The sequence below is a fragment of the Amycolatopsis pigmentata genome (assembly GCF_042684065.1).
In the GTDB taxonomy this organism is placed as follows: domain Bacteria; phylum Actinomycetota; class Actinomycetes; order Mycobacteriales; family Pseudonocardiaceae; genus Amycolatopsis_E; species Amycolatopsis_E pigmentata.
Genome location: NZ_JBHUKR010000033.1, coordinates 26,787 through 40,915, shown reverse-complemented (window position 1 = coordinate 40,915; position 14,129 = coordinate 26,787). Strand labels below are relative to the sequence as shown.

The window sequence follows — 14,129 nt, the reverse complement described above, 5'->3', positions numbered from 1 at the left end:
CGACAACGCCGAACGAAGATCATCCTTCGCGTAAGCCACCCGACATCCATCCCTTCCAGCCCGGCCGGCCGTCGCGATCGCGGAGTGAGCCGAGAGTGATCCCGGAACGTCGGAGAGGCGGCACCGGCCGCGACCCCGGTTCGGACGGCTCGGCGAAACGCGGTGACAAGGCCATTCTTCTTCGTTTCAGTTTCGTTATCCGAACAACTTGTTCACGATGTGCAGCTTTGCACGCTTTGAGTGAGCAGGCAAGAGTCTGTCCCGATCCTCGGAATCGTGCGCCTTGTTCGATCAGCGCTTGGTAGGACGCCGGACGCGCGCTGTGATCGCGGGCGTGCGGAAGGCGCCGGTTACTGCGACAAGACTGCGACCTGGCCCGGACAGGATTTCCACCGGCGCGCGGCACGATCGGCGCCATGACCCAACCGCAACTGGTCCAGGCCAGCCCTTCGGCCGGCGGGCGAAAGCCGCACCTGCCCGCGCTGGACGGCCTCCGGGGTGTCGCGATCCTCGGTGTGCTGTTCTTTCATACCGGCCATCTCTCCGGCGGATTCCTCGGGGTCGACCTGTTCTTCGCCCTGTCCGGCTACCTGATCACGGACTTGCTGCTCCGGGAGGTCGCGACCACCGGGACGCTGTCGCTGGTCGCGTTCTGGGGCAGACGGATCCGCCGGCTGACGCCCGCGCTGATGGTCATGCTGGCCGGTGTCACGCTGGTGGTCTGGACGGTGGCGTCAGCGGACGTGCGGCGGACGACGCTGTCGGACGGGCCGTGGGTGCAGGCGAATCTCGTGAACTGGCATCTGCTCGCCGAGTCGGCGAATTACTGGGACCGGTTCGGTCCGGCCCGGGTTTTCGAGCATTTGTGGAGTATCGCGGTCGAGGAGCAGTTCTATCTCGTCTGGCCGGTGGTCGTGCTCGTGGTCGCCAAGCGGGGTCGATGGGTGAATCGCCGGGTCGCCTTGCTCGCGGCGGTGGCCTCGGCAGGCTCTCTCGTGCTGATGGTCGCCCTGGCTGATCCCTCGGATCCCACCCGGGTTTACACGGGCACCGATACCCGCGCGTTTTCGCTGCTGCTGGGCGCGATGGTGGCCACCCAGCCGGTGCGCAACCTGCTGATCCGGGTGGCCGGACGGTGGGCCGGCGTCGCTTTGGGGGCGCTGGCGGCCGGACTCGGCGCGATGTGGCTCCTCGTCGACGGAGTGAATTCGCCGTGGCTGTTCGAAGGTGGGCTTTTCGCCCATTCGCTCGCCGCCGCCCTGCTGGTCGGACTGTGCGCGCAGGCACCGCGATCAGTGGTCGCCAAGGCCCTGGCCTGGGAGCCGCTGCGGTGGCTCGGACTGATTTCCTACAGCGTCTATCTCTGGCATTGGCCGATCCTCGCGTTGCTTTCCCCGCGCGGGGCGGCGAATCCCGGATGGGCCACGACGGCGGTCGTGTTCGCGTTGTCGATCGGCCTGGCCACGGTGTCGAAGTACCTGGTCGAGGACCCGATCCGGTTCCACGCCCGTTGGGCACGGGGGCGTCTTGGGCTGCTGGCGTTCGCCGTGGCCACGCTCGCGCTCGCCGCGCTGTGGCTGCTCGTGCCCGCCCCGGCTCCGGTGACCATCGACATCAGCGACCTGGGCTGATCACCGGAACAGCGGGCAGGTCCGCTGTTTGTCCGATTCCGGGGTGGCGTCGGTGAACTCCACCTGCACCTTGGTGGTCTTGTCGCCGCCACCCTGGATGAAGACGCCGAGTGCCGTGCACACCAGTTGGTCGATCCCCAGCGGGCTGACCTCCCTGAGGCTCAGGGGAACCCTCAGCTGGATCAGGCCGGGAAAGGTGTTGACCTCGGCCCGCGCCGACCCCGTGCTCTGGATTTCGCTGTGCAGACCCGATTCGTTCGCGCCGAACAGCAGCAGGGGAATCGCGTCGGAAATCGAGCCGAGGTGGTTCGTCTGCCGTAACTGTGGCTGAAGGCGCAGGCTCGAGTCCACGAAATACAAGGTCACCCCTGGTGCCACGCCGGTGGGTGCCTCACCCGCGCCGGCCACACCGGACGGCTCGACGCCACAGGCCGCGAGCAGGACCAGCAAAGGCGGCCAAGAAAGCGCCGCGGCCCACCGTCTCCTCCTCATGCGTCCTCCAGGTCGCGTGGCAGCCTCAGAACGAACCGCGCTCCACCGCGCTTCGCGTTGCCCGCGACGAGATCTCCGCCGTGCAGCCGGGCGTTTTCCAGCGCGATCGCCAGTCCGAGCCCGCTGCCCGGGGTGCGGGTGCGGGCCGCGTCGGCCTTGTAGAACCGGTCGAACACGTGCGGCAGCACCTCCTCGGACAGGCCTGGACCATTGTCGACGACCTCGACCCACAACCACTCCGGGTCCGCCGAAACCCGCACACGCACCGGCGGTTCGCCGTGCCGCAGGGCATTGCCGACCAGATTGGCCACGATGACGTCCAGCCTGCGCCGGTCCAGCCACTGCCGGGTTTCCCCTCGCGCCATCAGATCGACCTGGCCGAGCCAGTTCCGCGCGCGAACGCAGTAGTACACGGCCTCCGCCGCGTCGATGTACTCCAGCCGCAGCTTCGCCGTACCGGCATCGAAGCGAGAGACCTCCATCAGATCTTCGACGAGCTGGACCAGCCGGTGCGTTTCACTGATCGCCATCTGGGCCGATTCGCGCGCGTCCGCTTCCATGTCCTCGGCGACGATCGCCAAGACGTCGACCACAGCGGTCAGCGTGGTCAACGGGGTGCGTAGTTCGTGGGAAACGTCCGCGGCGAAACGCCGGGCGTCGGCCCGCATCCGCTCCATCTTCGTCATCGAGGTCTGTACCGAATCGGCCATCTCGTTGATCGTGACCGTCAGTTCCGCCAGTTCGTCGGCACCCCGGGGCGGGGACCTCGCGTCCAGGTCACCGGCCGCCAGCCTGCGCGCGGTGTCCCGGAGCTTGCGGACCGGCCGCAGCACCGTGCGCGCGGCCAGCAGGGCCAGCACCACCGCCAGGGGCAGCACCAGCGCGGAAGTGACGGCCGCGGTCCGGGTGAGGCTGTTGATCTGCTCCTGCACACTGGTGAGGTCCCGCACGGCGTAGACCTCGATGCCCGACGGGGTGCGCGTGCCGTCCGGCGCGGTGATCATGACGGGCGTGCCGAGCAGCAGCCACGCGGTGCCCTTCGCGGAGATCCGCTGGGTGACGAGGCGGTTTTGGGAGCGCGCGGCCTCGCGCACCGCGTCGGTGATCAGTTCGATGTCGGCGCCACTGGCGGACCGCAGATCCCGGTAGGTCACCACCGTGTCCCCGCCCACGGTGCCGCGGAGCAGGTCCAGGGTGGCCTGGTCCGGGGGATAGGTCAGCTGGGGAGTGACCGCGCCGATCTGACCGGCCAGCGTTTCGCTGAGCTGCCGTTGGCTGGCGGTGACCAGCGAGCCGCTCGCCGACGCGGCGCTCGACCAGGCGGCGGCGGTGGCACCGAGGACGGCCACGAGGACGAAGGTGACCAGCAGGCGGGTGCGCAGGCCCCGCAGCCGCCTGATCACAGGGGACCGAACCGGTAGCCGAATCCGCGCGCGGTCTGAATGTATTCCGGTTTGGCCGGGTTCGTCTCGATCTTCGCCCGCAGTCGTTGGACACAGTTGTCGACCAGCCGGGAGTCGCCGAGGTAGTCGTGTTCCCACACCTCTTCGAGCAACTGCTGGCGGCTGAACACCCGTCCCGGCGTGCGGGACAAGGTGAGCAGCAGCCGCAGTTCGGTCGGTGTCAGCGTGACCTGCTCGCCGCGCAGCGACACCGTCAGCGCGGTGGTGTCGATGCGCAGATCCCGGTGCGCCCGGACCCCGTCGGGCGTCGGCGTACTGCGGCGCAGCACCGCGCGGATCCGCGCGTCGAGCACCGTGGGCTGGGTGGGTTTGATGACGTAGTCGTCCGCGCCCGCCTCCAGACCGCCGACGATGTCGAAGTCGTCGGCCCGGGCGGTCAACATGATCACCGGTACCTCGCCGGCCGACCGGATGCGGCGGCAGACCTCGAATCCGTCGATGCCCGGCAGCATCAGATCGAGAACCACCAGGTCCGGCCGGGACACCTCGAATTCCCGCAGGCCGTCCTCGCCGGTTTCCGCCGTGCGCACATCGTGGCCGTGCCGAGAAAGCGCGAGCTGGAGTCCGCGCCGGACCAGCGGATCGTCTTCGATGAGCAGAATCGCCACCACGCGGCCATTATCTCGGCCGTGCCGCGCGCCGTGACGGCAGGACGAATCCTTGCGACAAATCCGCGACACAGCGGCGAAAAGACCACGACATCCAGGCGGCATCGTTGCTGCCATGACCAAGAAGACACCGACCTTCGTTCTGGGCCTCGCCGGCAGCGCCGCCGCCCTTCTGCTGACCGCCGCCTGTTCCGGCCAGTCGTCCGTGACCAACACCGCCGGCAACAGCGGGGCCGGGACGGACTCGGGCAGCGGCCCTTCGGGCCAGGCCAAGGTGCTGTTCGTCGGCGACTCGGTCGCGCTGGGCGAATCGCAGGCCCTGGCCGCCGCGGCGGCCGCCAGCAAGCTCCCGTTCCAGTCCGTCGCCGAAGATGGTGGCGGGAATGTCGTCGGGCCGAACTCCGACGAGATCTGGAAGGAGCTGTCCGGGAAGATCGACTCCGCCAAACCGTCCGTCGTCGTCTACCAGATCACCACCTACGACTGGGGCAGCGAACAAGAGCAGAAGGCCGCTTACACCAAACTCGTGCAAAAGGATTCCGACATCGGCGCGAAGACGGTCTTCGTCACCATGCCCCCGATCAAGGCGGACGATTTCTACCAGTCACACATGGCTGATCTGAACCGGACCACCTCCGTCGCCCGCAAGGTCGCCGACGATTCTTCGGGCAAGGCCGCGCTGCTCGACGCCGGCGCGGTGTGGGGAGACAAGTACCAGCAGATCAAGGACGGCAAGGCGGACCGTAGCTCCGACGGCATCCACACCTGCCCCCAGGGCGCCGCGCGCTTCAGCAACTGGCTGCTCACCGGGCTCGCCAAGCTGATCCCCGGCCTGAACCCCGCGCCCGCCGCGTCGTGGGCCAACACCGGCTGGGCCGCCGACAAACACTTCACGGGCTGCTGATCGGACATGACCAGGAAACCGGGTCTCGTCCTCGGTCTCGCCGGGGCAGCCCTCCTGCTGACCGCCGCCTGTTCGGTCGGCCAAGCCGCCGTGACCGGCGGCGGAGCCGAGCCGGCCGGCAGCGCCGCACTCGCCTCGAACCGCGCCAAGGTGCTGTTCCTCGGCGACTGCATCGCCGTGGCGGAATCGCAGGCTTTGGCCGCCGCGGCCGGCGCCGGCGACTTCGCCTTCGAGTCCATCGCCGCGGAGGGCGGCGGGAACGTCGTCGGGCCGTTCGCCGACGAACAATGGCAGGAACTGCCGGGAAAGATCGCCTCCGCCAAGCCTTCCGTGGTCGTCTACCAGATCTCCACCTTCGACTGGGGCACCGAGCAGGAGCAGGAGGCGGCGTACCACCGGCTGGTGAACACGGTCGCCGACGCCGGTGCCAAGCTGGTCTTCGTCACGATGCCCCCGATCGAGCCGGACGACTTCTACCAGCCGCATATGGCCGACATGGACCGGACCACCTCCGTCGCCCGCCGGGTCGCGGACGCTTCCGCGGGCAAGGCCACCTTGCTCGACGCCAGTGCGGTGTGGGGAAATGCCTACCAGCAGTTCAGGGATGGCAAGCCGGACCGCAGCTCCGACGGTATCCACATCTGTCCCCAAAGCGCCGCGCGTTTCACCGCATGGTTGCTCGCCGCGCTCACCGGGCTGGTCCCCGGCCTGACTTCCGCGCCCGCGGAGTCCTGGGCCAACACCGGCTGGTCCGCGGACAGACACTTCCAGGGCTGCTGATCAGCCGGATCACGTGATGGTGCCCGCGTCGATGACGCGGGCACCATCACGTTCGCGGGTCAGTACCCGAAGTTCTGCGTCCAGCACGGTCCGCCTCGCCCGAAGAAGACGCCCACACCGATGGCGCGGAAGTCGGCGTTCAGGAGATTCGCCCGGTGTCCCGGGCTGTTCATCCACGCGTCCATGACGCTTTGCGGGCTCTTCTGCCCGCGCGCGACATTCTCCGCGCCGGGGTCGGGGTAGAACTTGGCGCGCATCCGGTCGGCCGGGCTGAGCCCGTCGGGATTCTCGTGCGCGCAGAAGTCACGCCGGGCCATGTCCCGGCTGTGTTCGCGCGCCGCCGCCCGAAGCCGTTCGTCGGCCCGCAGTGCCCTCAGGCCGGCACGGGCGCGCGCCGCGTTGACCAGGCGGAGTACGGCCTCCTCGTTCTTGGCCTGATGCGCGCCGGTACCCACGATCGTCGCCAGGGACGAGGGATCCTCGCCCCATCTGGTGGCGGCTTCGAAGTCGTCGTCGGGCTCGTCCGGCAGATGTGAGATGCGCTGCGATGAGGGAGCGAACCGGACGACCGTGCCGTCAGGTCGTTTCCGTTTCGGGCTCGTGGGCAATTTCGCGTCTCCTCGATGGCGCCGGTCAACAGCCGACGATTACCTGCCGATCTCGGCGCCATTCACCGGATTTCCCGAAAGGGCGTCCGGTTGTGCACATCCGGTCACGACCACATCGTGGGAGCGGGTGGCCCGCCGACGGGGTGGCGCGCACGATGTCGATCGAATCGGCAGGCCTGAGGCGGCCGGGAAGCGTGCCGGACGGAAGTCACAGAGGAAGGGAGGCCCCCGTGTCGCTGACCTCGAAACCGTTGCGCAAACTCGGATTCCTGACCATCGGCCTGTTCGACGAGGCCGATCCGCGCCGCGGGCACGAGTCCACCCTCGAGATCATCGAACTCGGTGAACGACTGGGGTTCGACAGCGCGTGGGTGCGGCACCGGCACCTGCAGTACGGCATCTCGTCCCCGGTCGCCGTGCTGGCGGCGGTCTCGCAGCGCACCAGCCGGATCGAGCTGGGGACCGCGGTCATCCCGCTGGGCTGGGAGAATCCGCTCCGGCTCGCCGAGGACCTCGCCACGGTCGACATCCTCTCCGGCGGACGGCTCAACCCGGGGGTCAGCGTCGGGCCGCCCATGCGCTACGACCTGGTGAAAGAAGCCCTGTACCCGGACACCGCCGACGTCGAGGACTTCGGCTACGACCGCGTGCGGCGGTTGCTGGACTTCGTGCGCGGCGAACCGGTCACCGGCTTCGGCGGGACCGAGGGCTTCGAGGTGTTCTCCGACCGGGTCCAGCCCCACTCGCCCGGCCTCGGCCGCCGCCTGTGGTACGGCGGCGGGAGCCTGTCCTCGGCGCGGTGGGCGGGGGAGCACGGAATGAACTTCCTGGTCAGCAGCGTGGTGAAGGCGGAGGACGCGGAGCCGCGGGATTTCGCCGAGATCCAGTTTTCGCACATCGAGGCTTTTCGCGCGCACCACCCGGATGGTGGGCACGCCCGTGTTTCGCAGGGGTTGGTGGTCATTCCCACCGACAGCGCCTCGCCGGAGCAACGTGCGAAGTACGCCGAGTACGCACGGAAGCGCCTGCCTCGCACCGCCACTCCGCAAGGCCCCGCACGTCTGATGTTCTCGCCGGACTTCGTCGGGACTTCCGGTGAGATCGCCGAACGCCTGGCCGCCCACGCCGCGTTCCGCGAGGTCGACGAGGTGGCGTTCGCCCTGCCGTTCACCTTCGAGCACGAGGATTACGTGCAGATCCTCACCGACATCGCCACCCGGCTCGCTCCGGCACTCGGCTGGAAACCCGCTTCCTGACCCTGACCCTGAGCCTGAGCCGACGGGTTCAGCGGGTCGACACCGGGAGTTTTTCGAGTCCGCGCATGAGCGTGCTGAACCGCCAGGTCAGGGTTTCCGGGTCGGCCGCGAGCCGGAGACGGGGGAAGCGGTCGATCAGCCTGCCGATGGCGATGGTCCCTTCGAGACGGGCGAGGGGAGCGCCGAGGCAGTGGTGAATGCCGTGGCCGAAGGCAAGGTGCCCGGCTGTCTGCCGGGCGATGTCGACACGGTCGGGGTCCTCGAAGCGTTCGGGGTCGCGGTTGGCCGAGGCCAGGGAAACGGCCAGGAATTCGCCGGCCGGAATCTCCACTCCGCCGACGCTGATCGGCCCCGTGGTGAACCGGGCGGTCCCGAGATGGACCGGCCCTTCGTACCTCAGCAGTTCTTCGACGGCGGCCGGCACCAGGCCCGGATCGGCCCTCAGCGCGGCCAGTTGCTCAGGCGCCCGCAGGAGGTTCAGAGTTCCGTTGGCGATCAGGTTGACCGTCGTGTCGTGCCCGGCGATCACCAGCAGCGAAGCCATCGCGACGAGTTCGTCCTCGGACAACTGGTCGCCGCCGTCGGTCACCGCGATCAGGTCGGACAGCATGTCCGCGGACGGGTCGGCTCGCTTGCGGGTGACGAGATCCGCGAGGTAGGCCCGGAAATGGCCGGCGGCATCGGCGAGCCGCTGGTCACCCACGGACGAAACGATGGTCCTGGCCCAGTCCCCGAACTTGTCCCGGTCGTTCTCGGGGACACCGAGCAACTCGCAGATCACCGTGATCGGCAGCGGCGCGGCGAAGTCGGCCACCAGGTCGACGTCGTCCCGATCCGCCATCCCGTCGAGCAGTTCTTCGGTGAGACTTTCGATCCTCGGCCGGAGCCGGACGACCGCACGGGTGGTGAAGGCCTTCGCGACCAGCTTGCGCAGGCGGGTGTGGCCGGGCGGGTCCGTGTTGAGCATATGCGCTTCGATCAGGCGGAACTCCGGAGACCGCAGGCCGGACGTCGCCTCGTGGCGTTCGCTGAGCAACTCCGCGCGCTGGGCTTCGTCCTTGCACACCAAGGGATTCACCAGCACTTCCTTGACGTCGGAGTAGCGGGTGATCAGCCACATGCGCATTCCCCGGGGCGTCACCATGAGCCGGGCCGGCGCTTCCTTCCGGAGTTCGGCCTCGACCTCGTGGGGATGCTGGACGTAGTGGGCGTCCATGGCCAGCGCGTCGGCATTGTTCGCCAAGTTCGGTTCCTCTTCGGTCAGCGGCGCCGGGCCGGACGCCTCCGCGCCGGCGATTCGGTCCCGATCGTAGGAGCCGGGGCCGCTCCGGAAACAGTCCGTCACCCACAGTGTGCCCGGCGAGGCCCCCACGGAGCGCACGAAAACACCCGAGACGCGGCCGATGGCGTAGGCCGGCCGTACGGATGGAGCAGACTCGGCTCGTCCGCCTCTATGACGTCTTTGACGTTGTGGCTCGGGACAGGAATTGGCCGACTTCCCCCGGGCCGCGCAGGAGGTGGACGTCGGCGCTCCGCGGTCCGCAACAACCCGCCCCGTGACATCCCTGTCACGGCCAGCTCCCGCAATGCCGCACACACGTGCGCACCCAGCTTCGTGAGGCCTTCCGTGTCCTCCCCGGTTTCCAGCCATGGCAAGGCTTTCCCGGGCGTGGACGTGGACTCCTCGGAGGGGTCGGGAAGGTACTGCTGATCGGACATGGCCCTATATTATCGAACAATCAAACGAACACATATGTCCGAAAGCAACACGATAGGGTGATGCTCGTGAACGTCCTCATTGGACATTTATCGAGCGGTTTTCCCTTCTGTGGCAACGTCCCTGTTGGCGGCGGGTGGGTGTTGCGTGATCGCGAGGGCTATTTGAAGGCGAGTGCGTTCGGTGGCGAACCCACGCCGCCGGGGATGTTCAGCGGCTTGCAGGTCAGGAAGAACTCGTACCTCCCGTCGGCGGCGCAGTCGGCGGCGAGTTCGTCGACCTTCCAGAGTTCGCCCATGGCCATGCCCAGCAGGGCGATGAGCGGGCGGTGCAACATTCCGCTGTGGTTCACGCCCCGCTCCGGTGGCCGCTCGCCCTCGTACCGGAAGTCGGAGTCGATCACCGGATCGGCTTCGACCGCCGGGTTGTCGCTCGCGACGAGCGCGATTTCGTGGTCCCACAGCCAGCGTAGGATCGATTCGCGCTGGGCGAGTCCGGGGGAGGCGTTGCGCTTGTTGAATTCGACGCGTTCTTCCATCGATTTCGCGACATAGTTCTCGGCCCACCCGGTGCGCAGGATCAGCATGTCACCGCCCTGCCACTGGACACCCTGTGACCGCGCGATCGCCTCGATCGTCACGTCGTCGAGCGCGATCGTCTGCTCGCAGCTGTAGGGCTTGCCTTCGCGCTCGAAGAAGCGCGGGATGTCGAGCAGGACACCGCGGCCGGCGATGCCCGACTCCGCCCAGTTGTGAATGCCGAGCGCGGTCGAGTTCTCGTTGTTCTCCTCGGCCGGGATTCCGCCGTAGAAACCGTGCTGGGGATGTCCGATGTGGCGCAGGGAATCGAGTTGTGACGTCGACTGGAGATAGAACGAATCGAGCCAGTCGTCGCGATGGAACTCGTTGTTGGCGAAGATGTGGTGCTGGGTCGGATGCCGGGTCCCGGTCGGGTAGGGCTCGAAGGCGTTGACCGGGTAGTCGAGATTGAACCGGCGCCCGGTGCGGACCAGGCGGGCGGCCGCGGCCACGCGCTCGGGGGTGAGGAAGTTGACGGTGCCCAGTTCGTTGCCGCGTCCGAAGACCTCCCAGCTCGAACCACCGATCTCGTCATAGGTGGGCAACGCGTCTCCTCTCCTGGCCGCCGCCCATTTCGTCGCTGAGCGCGGCCGCTGTCATCAGAAGCTTGGTGAGGGCGGGCGACCCGTACGAGAGGTCCGCCATCTGGTCCGCGCCCAGCAGCGCGATGGTGGCGCAGATGCCGTAGTCGTCGAAGATCGGTGCCGCCGCGGTGAACAGACCCACGGACGGGGTCGCGATGCTGTAACCGTTGCGCCGGGCCATGTGCACGCCGGCTTCGAGTTCGGCACGCCTGGCGTCCGAGACGTCCGCGGTGACCCTCGCGAAGGCCTGCTCGTCCTGGCAGGCAAGGAAGACACGCATCTGCGCCGAACTCAGGTCGAGTTCCGAGCCGGCGTGCACCGTGACGAGCACGGTACGGCTGACGTCCTCGTTGACCAGTGCCACCACGGGGCCGCGTGCGCCCCAGACGGCGAGCACCGTCGTCATTCCGACCGTGGCGGTGAGTTCCGCCAGGTACGGCGGCGCGACCTTGACCACGCGCCGCCGTTCCAGGGCGTGCATTCCCAGTTGCAGCATCAGGCCGCCCAGCACGAAGGTGCCGCGACGGTGCCCGCGCTCGAGTATTCCGGCCGTGACCAGCGAAGCGCAGTACCGGTAGGCCGTCGTCCGGTTCAGCCCGAGCCGGCCGGCCACGTCCGCGGCGGTCAGCTCGGCCGTGTGCGGTCCGAACAGCGAACAGATCTGCCCGACCCGCTGCACCGCCTGGATGTCGGAGCCGGACGCGTCCTTGGCCGGGTCAACGCCGGTCATGGCCGGACTTCGGTTCAGCCGGCGTGGGAAGTCCGGGACTCCTGGTCTGCGTCGCGAACATGGTCAGGCGCTGTAGCCGCCGTCGACGGGCAGGACGACACCGTTGATGTCGCTCGCGCGATCGCTCAACAGCCACGCGGCGGTGTTGCCCACCTCGGTGGTGGTGGCGGCCTTCCGCAACGGGACGGAGGCGACCCGGCGCTCCACGGCCGCCGGGTCCGCCTCCCGCCACTTGACGAACATCGGGGTCTCGGTGGGGCCAGGGGCGATGGCGTTGACGCGGATGCCGACCGGCCCGTTGTCGTGGGCCGCCGTGCGGGTGAAGCCGATGACCGCGTGCTTGCTCGCCTGGTAGGCGCCGAGGCCCGTGTTGCCGCGGAACCCGCCGACACTGCTGGTGTTGACGATCGAACCGCCACCTGCCGCGCGCATCACGCGGATCTCTTCGCGCAGGCACAGCCACATGCCCTTGACGTTGACCGCCATGACCCGGTCGAAGTCCTCCTCCGACACCTCGTCGAGCCTGCCGTACTGGTTGATGCCCGCGTTGTTGAACGCACCGTCGAGCCGGCCGAACCGTTCGATCGTGGCCTCGACGAAGCGCGCCACGTCGGCGCCGACGCTGACGTCACCAGCGGTGTAGGCGACGTCGTGACCCGCCGCGGTGAGCTCTTCGGTGAGCTCCGCGAGCGTGTCCTTCGAACGGGCGGTGACCATCACCGAGGCGCCCTCATGGGCGAAAACCCTTGCGGAATCGGCCCCGATGCCGGTGCTGCCACCGACCACGAGGACGACTTTGCCGGCGAGCAGCCCGGTTCCGGGCGCCGTGGACGCCGGTGCGTTGTCGGACAACGTTTCTCCCTAGTTCTTGCTTGCTGATCAGTGTGGCTCTACAGCGCGATGTTCTTCGCGCCCTTGAGGGCCAGCATCCGCCTGGCGTCTTCCGGTGTCGCGATGGGCCTGCCCAGGTCGGTGACGACATCGCGGATCTTGCGGACCTGCTGCGCGTTGCTGGTCGCCAGTTCGCCCTTGCCGATGTAGAGGTTGTCCTCCAGCCCGACCCGGACGTGACCGCCCATCCACGCGCTGTGCGTGCCGAACTGCATCTGGTGGCGTCCCGCGCCGAAGCACGAGAAGTGGTAGTCGCCGCCGAAGAGTTTGTCGGCGATGGTGACCATGTGGGTGAGGTTCGCGTGGTCGGCTCCGATGCCGCCGAGCACCCCGAAGACGCCCTGGATCAAGAACGGCGGCTTGGCCAGCCCCCGGTCGGCGAAGTGGGCGAGGGTGTAGAGGTGCCCGATGTCGTAGCACTCGTACTCGAACCTCGTCCCGCCCTTTTCTCCCAGTTCGCGCAGCGCGTACTCGATCTGGTCGAAAGAGTTGATGAACGGGTGGCCGTAGGTGTTTTCCACGTAGGGCTTTTCCCAGTCGTGCTTCCACTTGGTCACCTTGTCGGCGATACCGGAGAAGACGAAGTTCATCGAGCCCATGTTGAGTGAGGCGAGTTCGGGGCTGAACCGGGTCGCGGCGGCCAGCCGCTCCTGGATCGTCATCGACGACGCCCCGCCGGTCGAGATGTTGATGACCGCGTCGCACTGGTCCACGATCGGCGGGATGATCTTTTCGAACACGCTCGGTTCGAACGCCGGCCTGCCGTCGTCGTGCCGGGCGTGCAGGTGGATGATGGCCGACCCGGCTTCCGCCGCTTCGAGGGCCGCCGCGACGATCTCCTCCGGCGTGATCGGAAGATGGTCGCTCTGGGACGGGATGTGGACCGAGCCCGTCACGGCGGTGGTGATGATGACGCTGTCCGCGGTGATCATGCCGGCTTCTCCTCCAGACCGAGCAGGAACGCGGGGTTGTCCGCGATGACCGTACGAATGTCCTTTTCGGACACGCCATGGTCGAGCAGCTGGCCGACCAGGTAGATGTAGCCGTCCACCGGCAGGGGGTTGTTCTTCTGGCCGAGGTCGGAGGAGATGACCGTCTTCTCGGGGCCGACGCGCTCGATCCAGTCCACCAGCTTCTGGACGGGCCAGGCCATGCTGGTGCCGGGGTAGTACATGGCGATCTCGTGCTCGACGTAGGCGCCGATGCGCACCAGTTCGTCGACATCGTCATAGGACGCGCCGACGATGAAGTCCGGATGCTGCAGAAGCATGCGCCGCACGCCCTTTTCCGCGGCGAGCGAGAAGAGGGCCTTCGTCGACTCGGGGTCCAGATGCCCGCCGGCGAGCAGCGCGTCGGCCTCGGCGATGATTTCGGTGACCGTGACCGTGTCCGCCGAGATCTCCCCGGACTCGTCGTAGATCGAGACTTCCTGCTCCCGCATGTCGAAGCCGGAGCTGGGGAAGCTGCCGCCGTGGTTGTGGTGCTCGATGTGCGGGGCGGCGCAGGTGGTCGGCGCCCACACGCACCGTCCTCCCATGCCCAGGCTCATCGCCACGGCCGACGGGTTGATGCCGCCGACCTGAGTGTTGAGGGCGATTCCGCCGTAGAGCGGCGTGGGTGCGTCTTCCAGTTGGGCGGCCATGGACTTGATGTCCATCACGGTGTTGTGGTGATGGGACTTCAACAGGAGCGCGCGCATCCCGATCCGGGCCGCGTCGTACGAGGCTTCGACGTGGTTGATCCGCCGGGGGAAGGGGCTTGGCCCCGAGTGACAGTGCAGGTCCACCGCACCGTTCAGGACTTTCAGGACGGCCGGCGAGGCGGACTGCGTGTCCTCGGCTGAAGGCATAAGTGGGCCCTCCGATAGTACGGACTGCGAACTGATTG

14 protein-coding genes are annotated in these 14,129 nt (G+C 67.9%); 4 read left to right on the top strand and 10 right to left on the bottom strand.

What is annotated here, in order from left to right:
- Positions 1 to 416: 416 nt before the first annotated feature.
- Entirely contained in the window at positions 417 to 1,631 is a 1,215-nt protein-coding gene (locus tag ACFSXZ_RS41185; RefSeq protein WP_378272012.1) for an acyltransferase family protein, read from the top strand.
- Here the strand turns inward: ACFSXZ_RS41185 and ACFSXZ_RS41180 are convergent, their stop codons facing one another.
- The 3 genes from ACFSXZ_RS41180 to ACFSXZ_RS41170 are packed head-to-tail and all read right to left on the bottom strand — an operon-like array spanning position 1,632 to position 4,197.
- Entirely contained in the window at positions 1,632 to 2,123 is a 492-nt protein-coding gene (locus tag ACFSXZ_RS41180; RefSeq protein ID WP_378272011.1) for a hypothetical protein, read from the bottom strand.
- Positions 2,120 to 3,526 (bottom strand): ATP-binding protein, encoded by a 1,407-nt coding sequence (locus tag ACFSXZ_RS41175; RefSeq protein WP_378272009.1) that lies wholly within the window; start codon positions 3,524 to 3,526, stop codon positions 2,120 to 2,122. The genes ACFSXZ_RS41180 and ACFSXZ_RS41175 overlap by 4 nt, the downstream gene beginning before the upstream one ends.
- Positions 3,523 to 4,197: a response regulator gene (locus ACFSXZ_RS41170; protein ID WP_378272007.1), complete on the bottom strand. Its 675-nt coding sequence runs from the start codon at positions 4,195 to 4,197 to the stop codon at positions 3,523 to 3,525. The genes ACFSXZ_RS41175 and ACFSXZ_RS41170 overlap by 4 nt, the downstream gene beginning before the upstream one ends.
- Positions 4,198 to 4,309: 112 nt before the next feature.
- On the opposite strand from ACFSXZ_RS41170, the gene ACFSXZ_RS41165 reads away from it, so the two are divergent.
- A complete protein-coding gene (locus ACFSXZ_RS41165) occupies positions 4,310 to 5,098 on the top strand; it encodes an SGNH/GDSL hydrolase family protein (RefSeq protein ID WP_378272006.1) in 789 nt (262 codons plus the stop codon).
- Between the two features lie 6 nt (positions 5,099 to 5,104).
- Complete coding sequence (locus ACFSXZ_RS41160; RefSeq protein WP_378272005.1) at positions 5,105 to 5,878, top strand: SGNH/GDSL hydrolase family protein; 774 nt, start codon at positions 5,105 to 5,107, stop codon at positions 5,876 to 5,878.
- Positions 5,879 to 5,937: 59 nt separating this feature from the next.
- On the opposite strand, the gene ACFSXZ_RS41155 is transcribed toward ACFSXZ_RS41160, so the two are convergent.
- Positions 5,938 to 6,486 carry a CAP domain-containing protein gene (locus ACFSXZ_RS41155; protein ID WP_378272003.1) on the bottom strand — a complete coding sequence of 183 codons (549 nt, stop codon included), beginning with the start codon at positions 6,484 to 6,486 and terminating at the stop codon, positions 5,938 to 5,940.
- A gap of 230 nt (positions 6,487 to 6,716) precedes the next feature.
- Between ACFSXZ_RS41155 and ACFSXZ_RS41150 the strand changes: the two genes are divergently transcribed.
- Positions 6,717 to 7,742: an LLM class flavin-dependent oxidoreductase gene (locus ACFSXZ_RS41150; protein WP_378272001.1), complete on the top strand. Its 1,026-nt coding sequence runs from the start codon at positions 6,717 to 6,719 to the stop codon at positions 7,740 to 7,742.
- Positions 7,743 to 7,770: 28 nt separating this feature from the next.
- Here ACFSXZ_RS41150 and ACFSXZ_RS41145 read toward each other — a convergent pair whose 3' ends face one another.
- The 6 genes from ACFSXZ_RS41145 to ACFSXZ_RS41120 all read right to left on the bottom strand — a co-directional run bounded on the left by ACFSXZ_RS41145 (position 7,771) and on the right by ACFSXZ_RS41120 (position 14,091).
- On the bottom strand, positions 7,771 to 9,123 hold the full coding sequence (locus ACFSXZ_RS41145) for a cytochrome P450 family protein (protein ID WP_378272000.1): 1,353 nt from the start codon (positions 9,121 to 9,123) through the stop codon (positions 7,771 to 7,773).
- A gap of 496 nt (positions 9,124 to 9,619) precedes the next feature.
- Complete coding sequence (locus ACFSXZ_RS41140; protein WP_378271998.1) at positions 9,620 to 10,582, bottom strand: cyclase family protein; 963 nt, start codon at positions 10,580 to 10,582, stop codon at positions 9,620 to 9,622.
- Positions 10,569 to 11,351, bottom strand: a complete 783-nt coding sequence (locus ACFSXZ_RS41135) for an IclR family transcriptional regulator (RefSeq protein WP_378271997.1) — start codon at positions 11,349 to 11,351, stop codon at positions 10,569 to 10,571. The genes ACFSXZ_RS41140 and ACFSXZ_RS41135 overlap by 14 nt, the downstream gene beginning before the upstream one ends.
- Positions 11,352 to 11,414: 63 nt before the next feature.
- Positions 11,415 to 12,203, bottom strand: coding sequence for an SDR family NAD(P)-dependent oxidoreductase (locus tag ACFSXZ_RS41130; protein ID WP_378271995.1), 789 nt, complete (start codon positions 12,201 to 12,203; stop codon positions 11,415 to 11,417).
- A gap of 38 nt (positions 12,204 to 12,241) precedes the next feature.
- Positions 12,242 to 13,174 carry a BKACE family enzyme gene (locus ACFSXZ_RS41125; protein ID WP_378271993.1) on the bottom strand — a complete coding sequence of 311 codons (933 nt, stop codon included), beginning with the start codon at positions 13,172 to 13,174 and terminating at the stop codon, positions 12,242 to 12,244.
- Positions 13,171 to 14,091 (bottom strand): DUF6282 family protein, encoded by a 921-nt coding sequence (locus tag ACFSXZ_RS41120; RefSeq protein ID WP_378271992.1) that lies wholly within the window; start codon positions 14,089 to 14,091, stop codon positions 13,171 to 13,173. Before ACFSXZ_RS41120 ends, ACFSXZ_RS41125 begins: the two co-directional genes overlap by 4 nt.
- Positions 14,092 to 14,129: the final 38 nt, after the last annotated feature.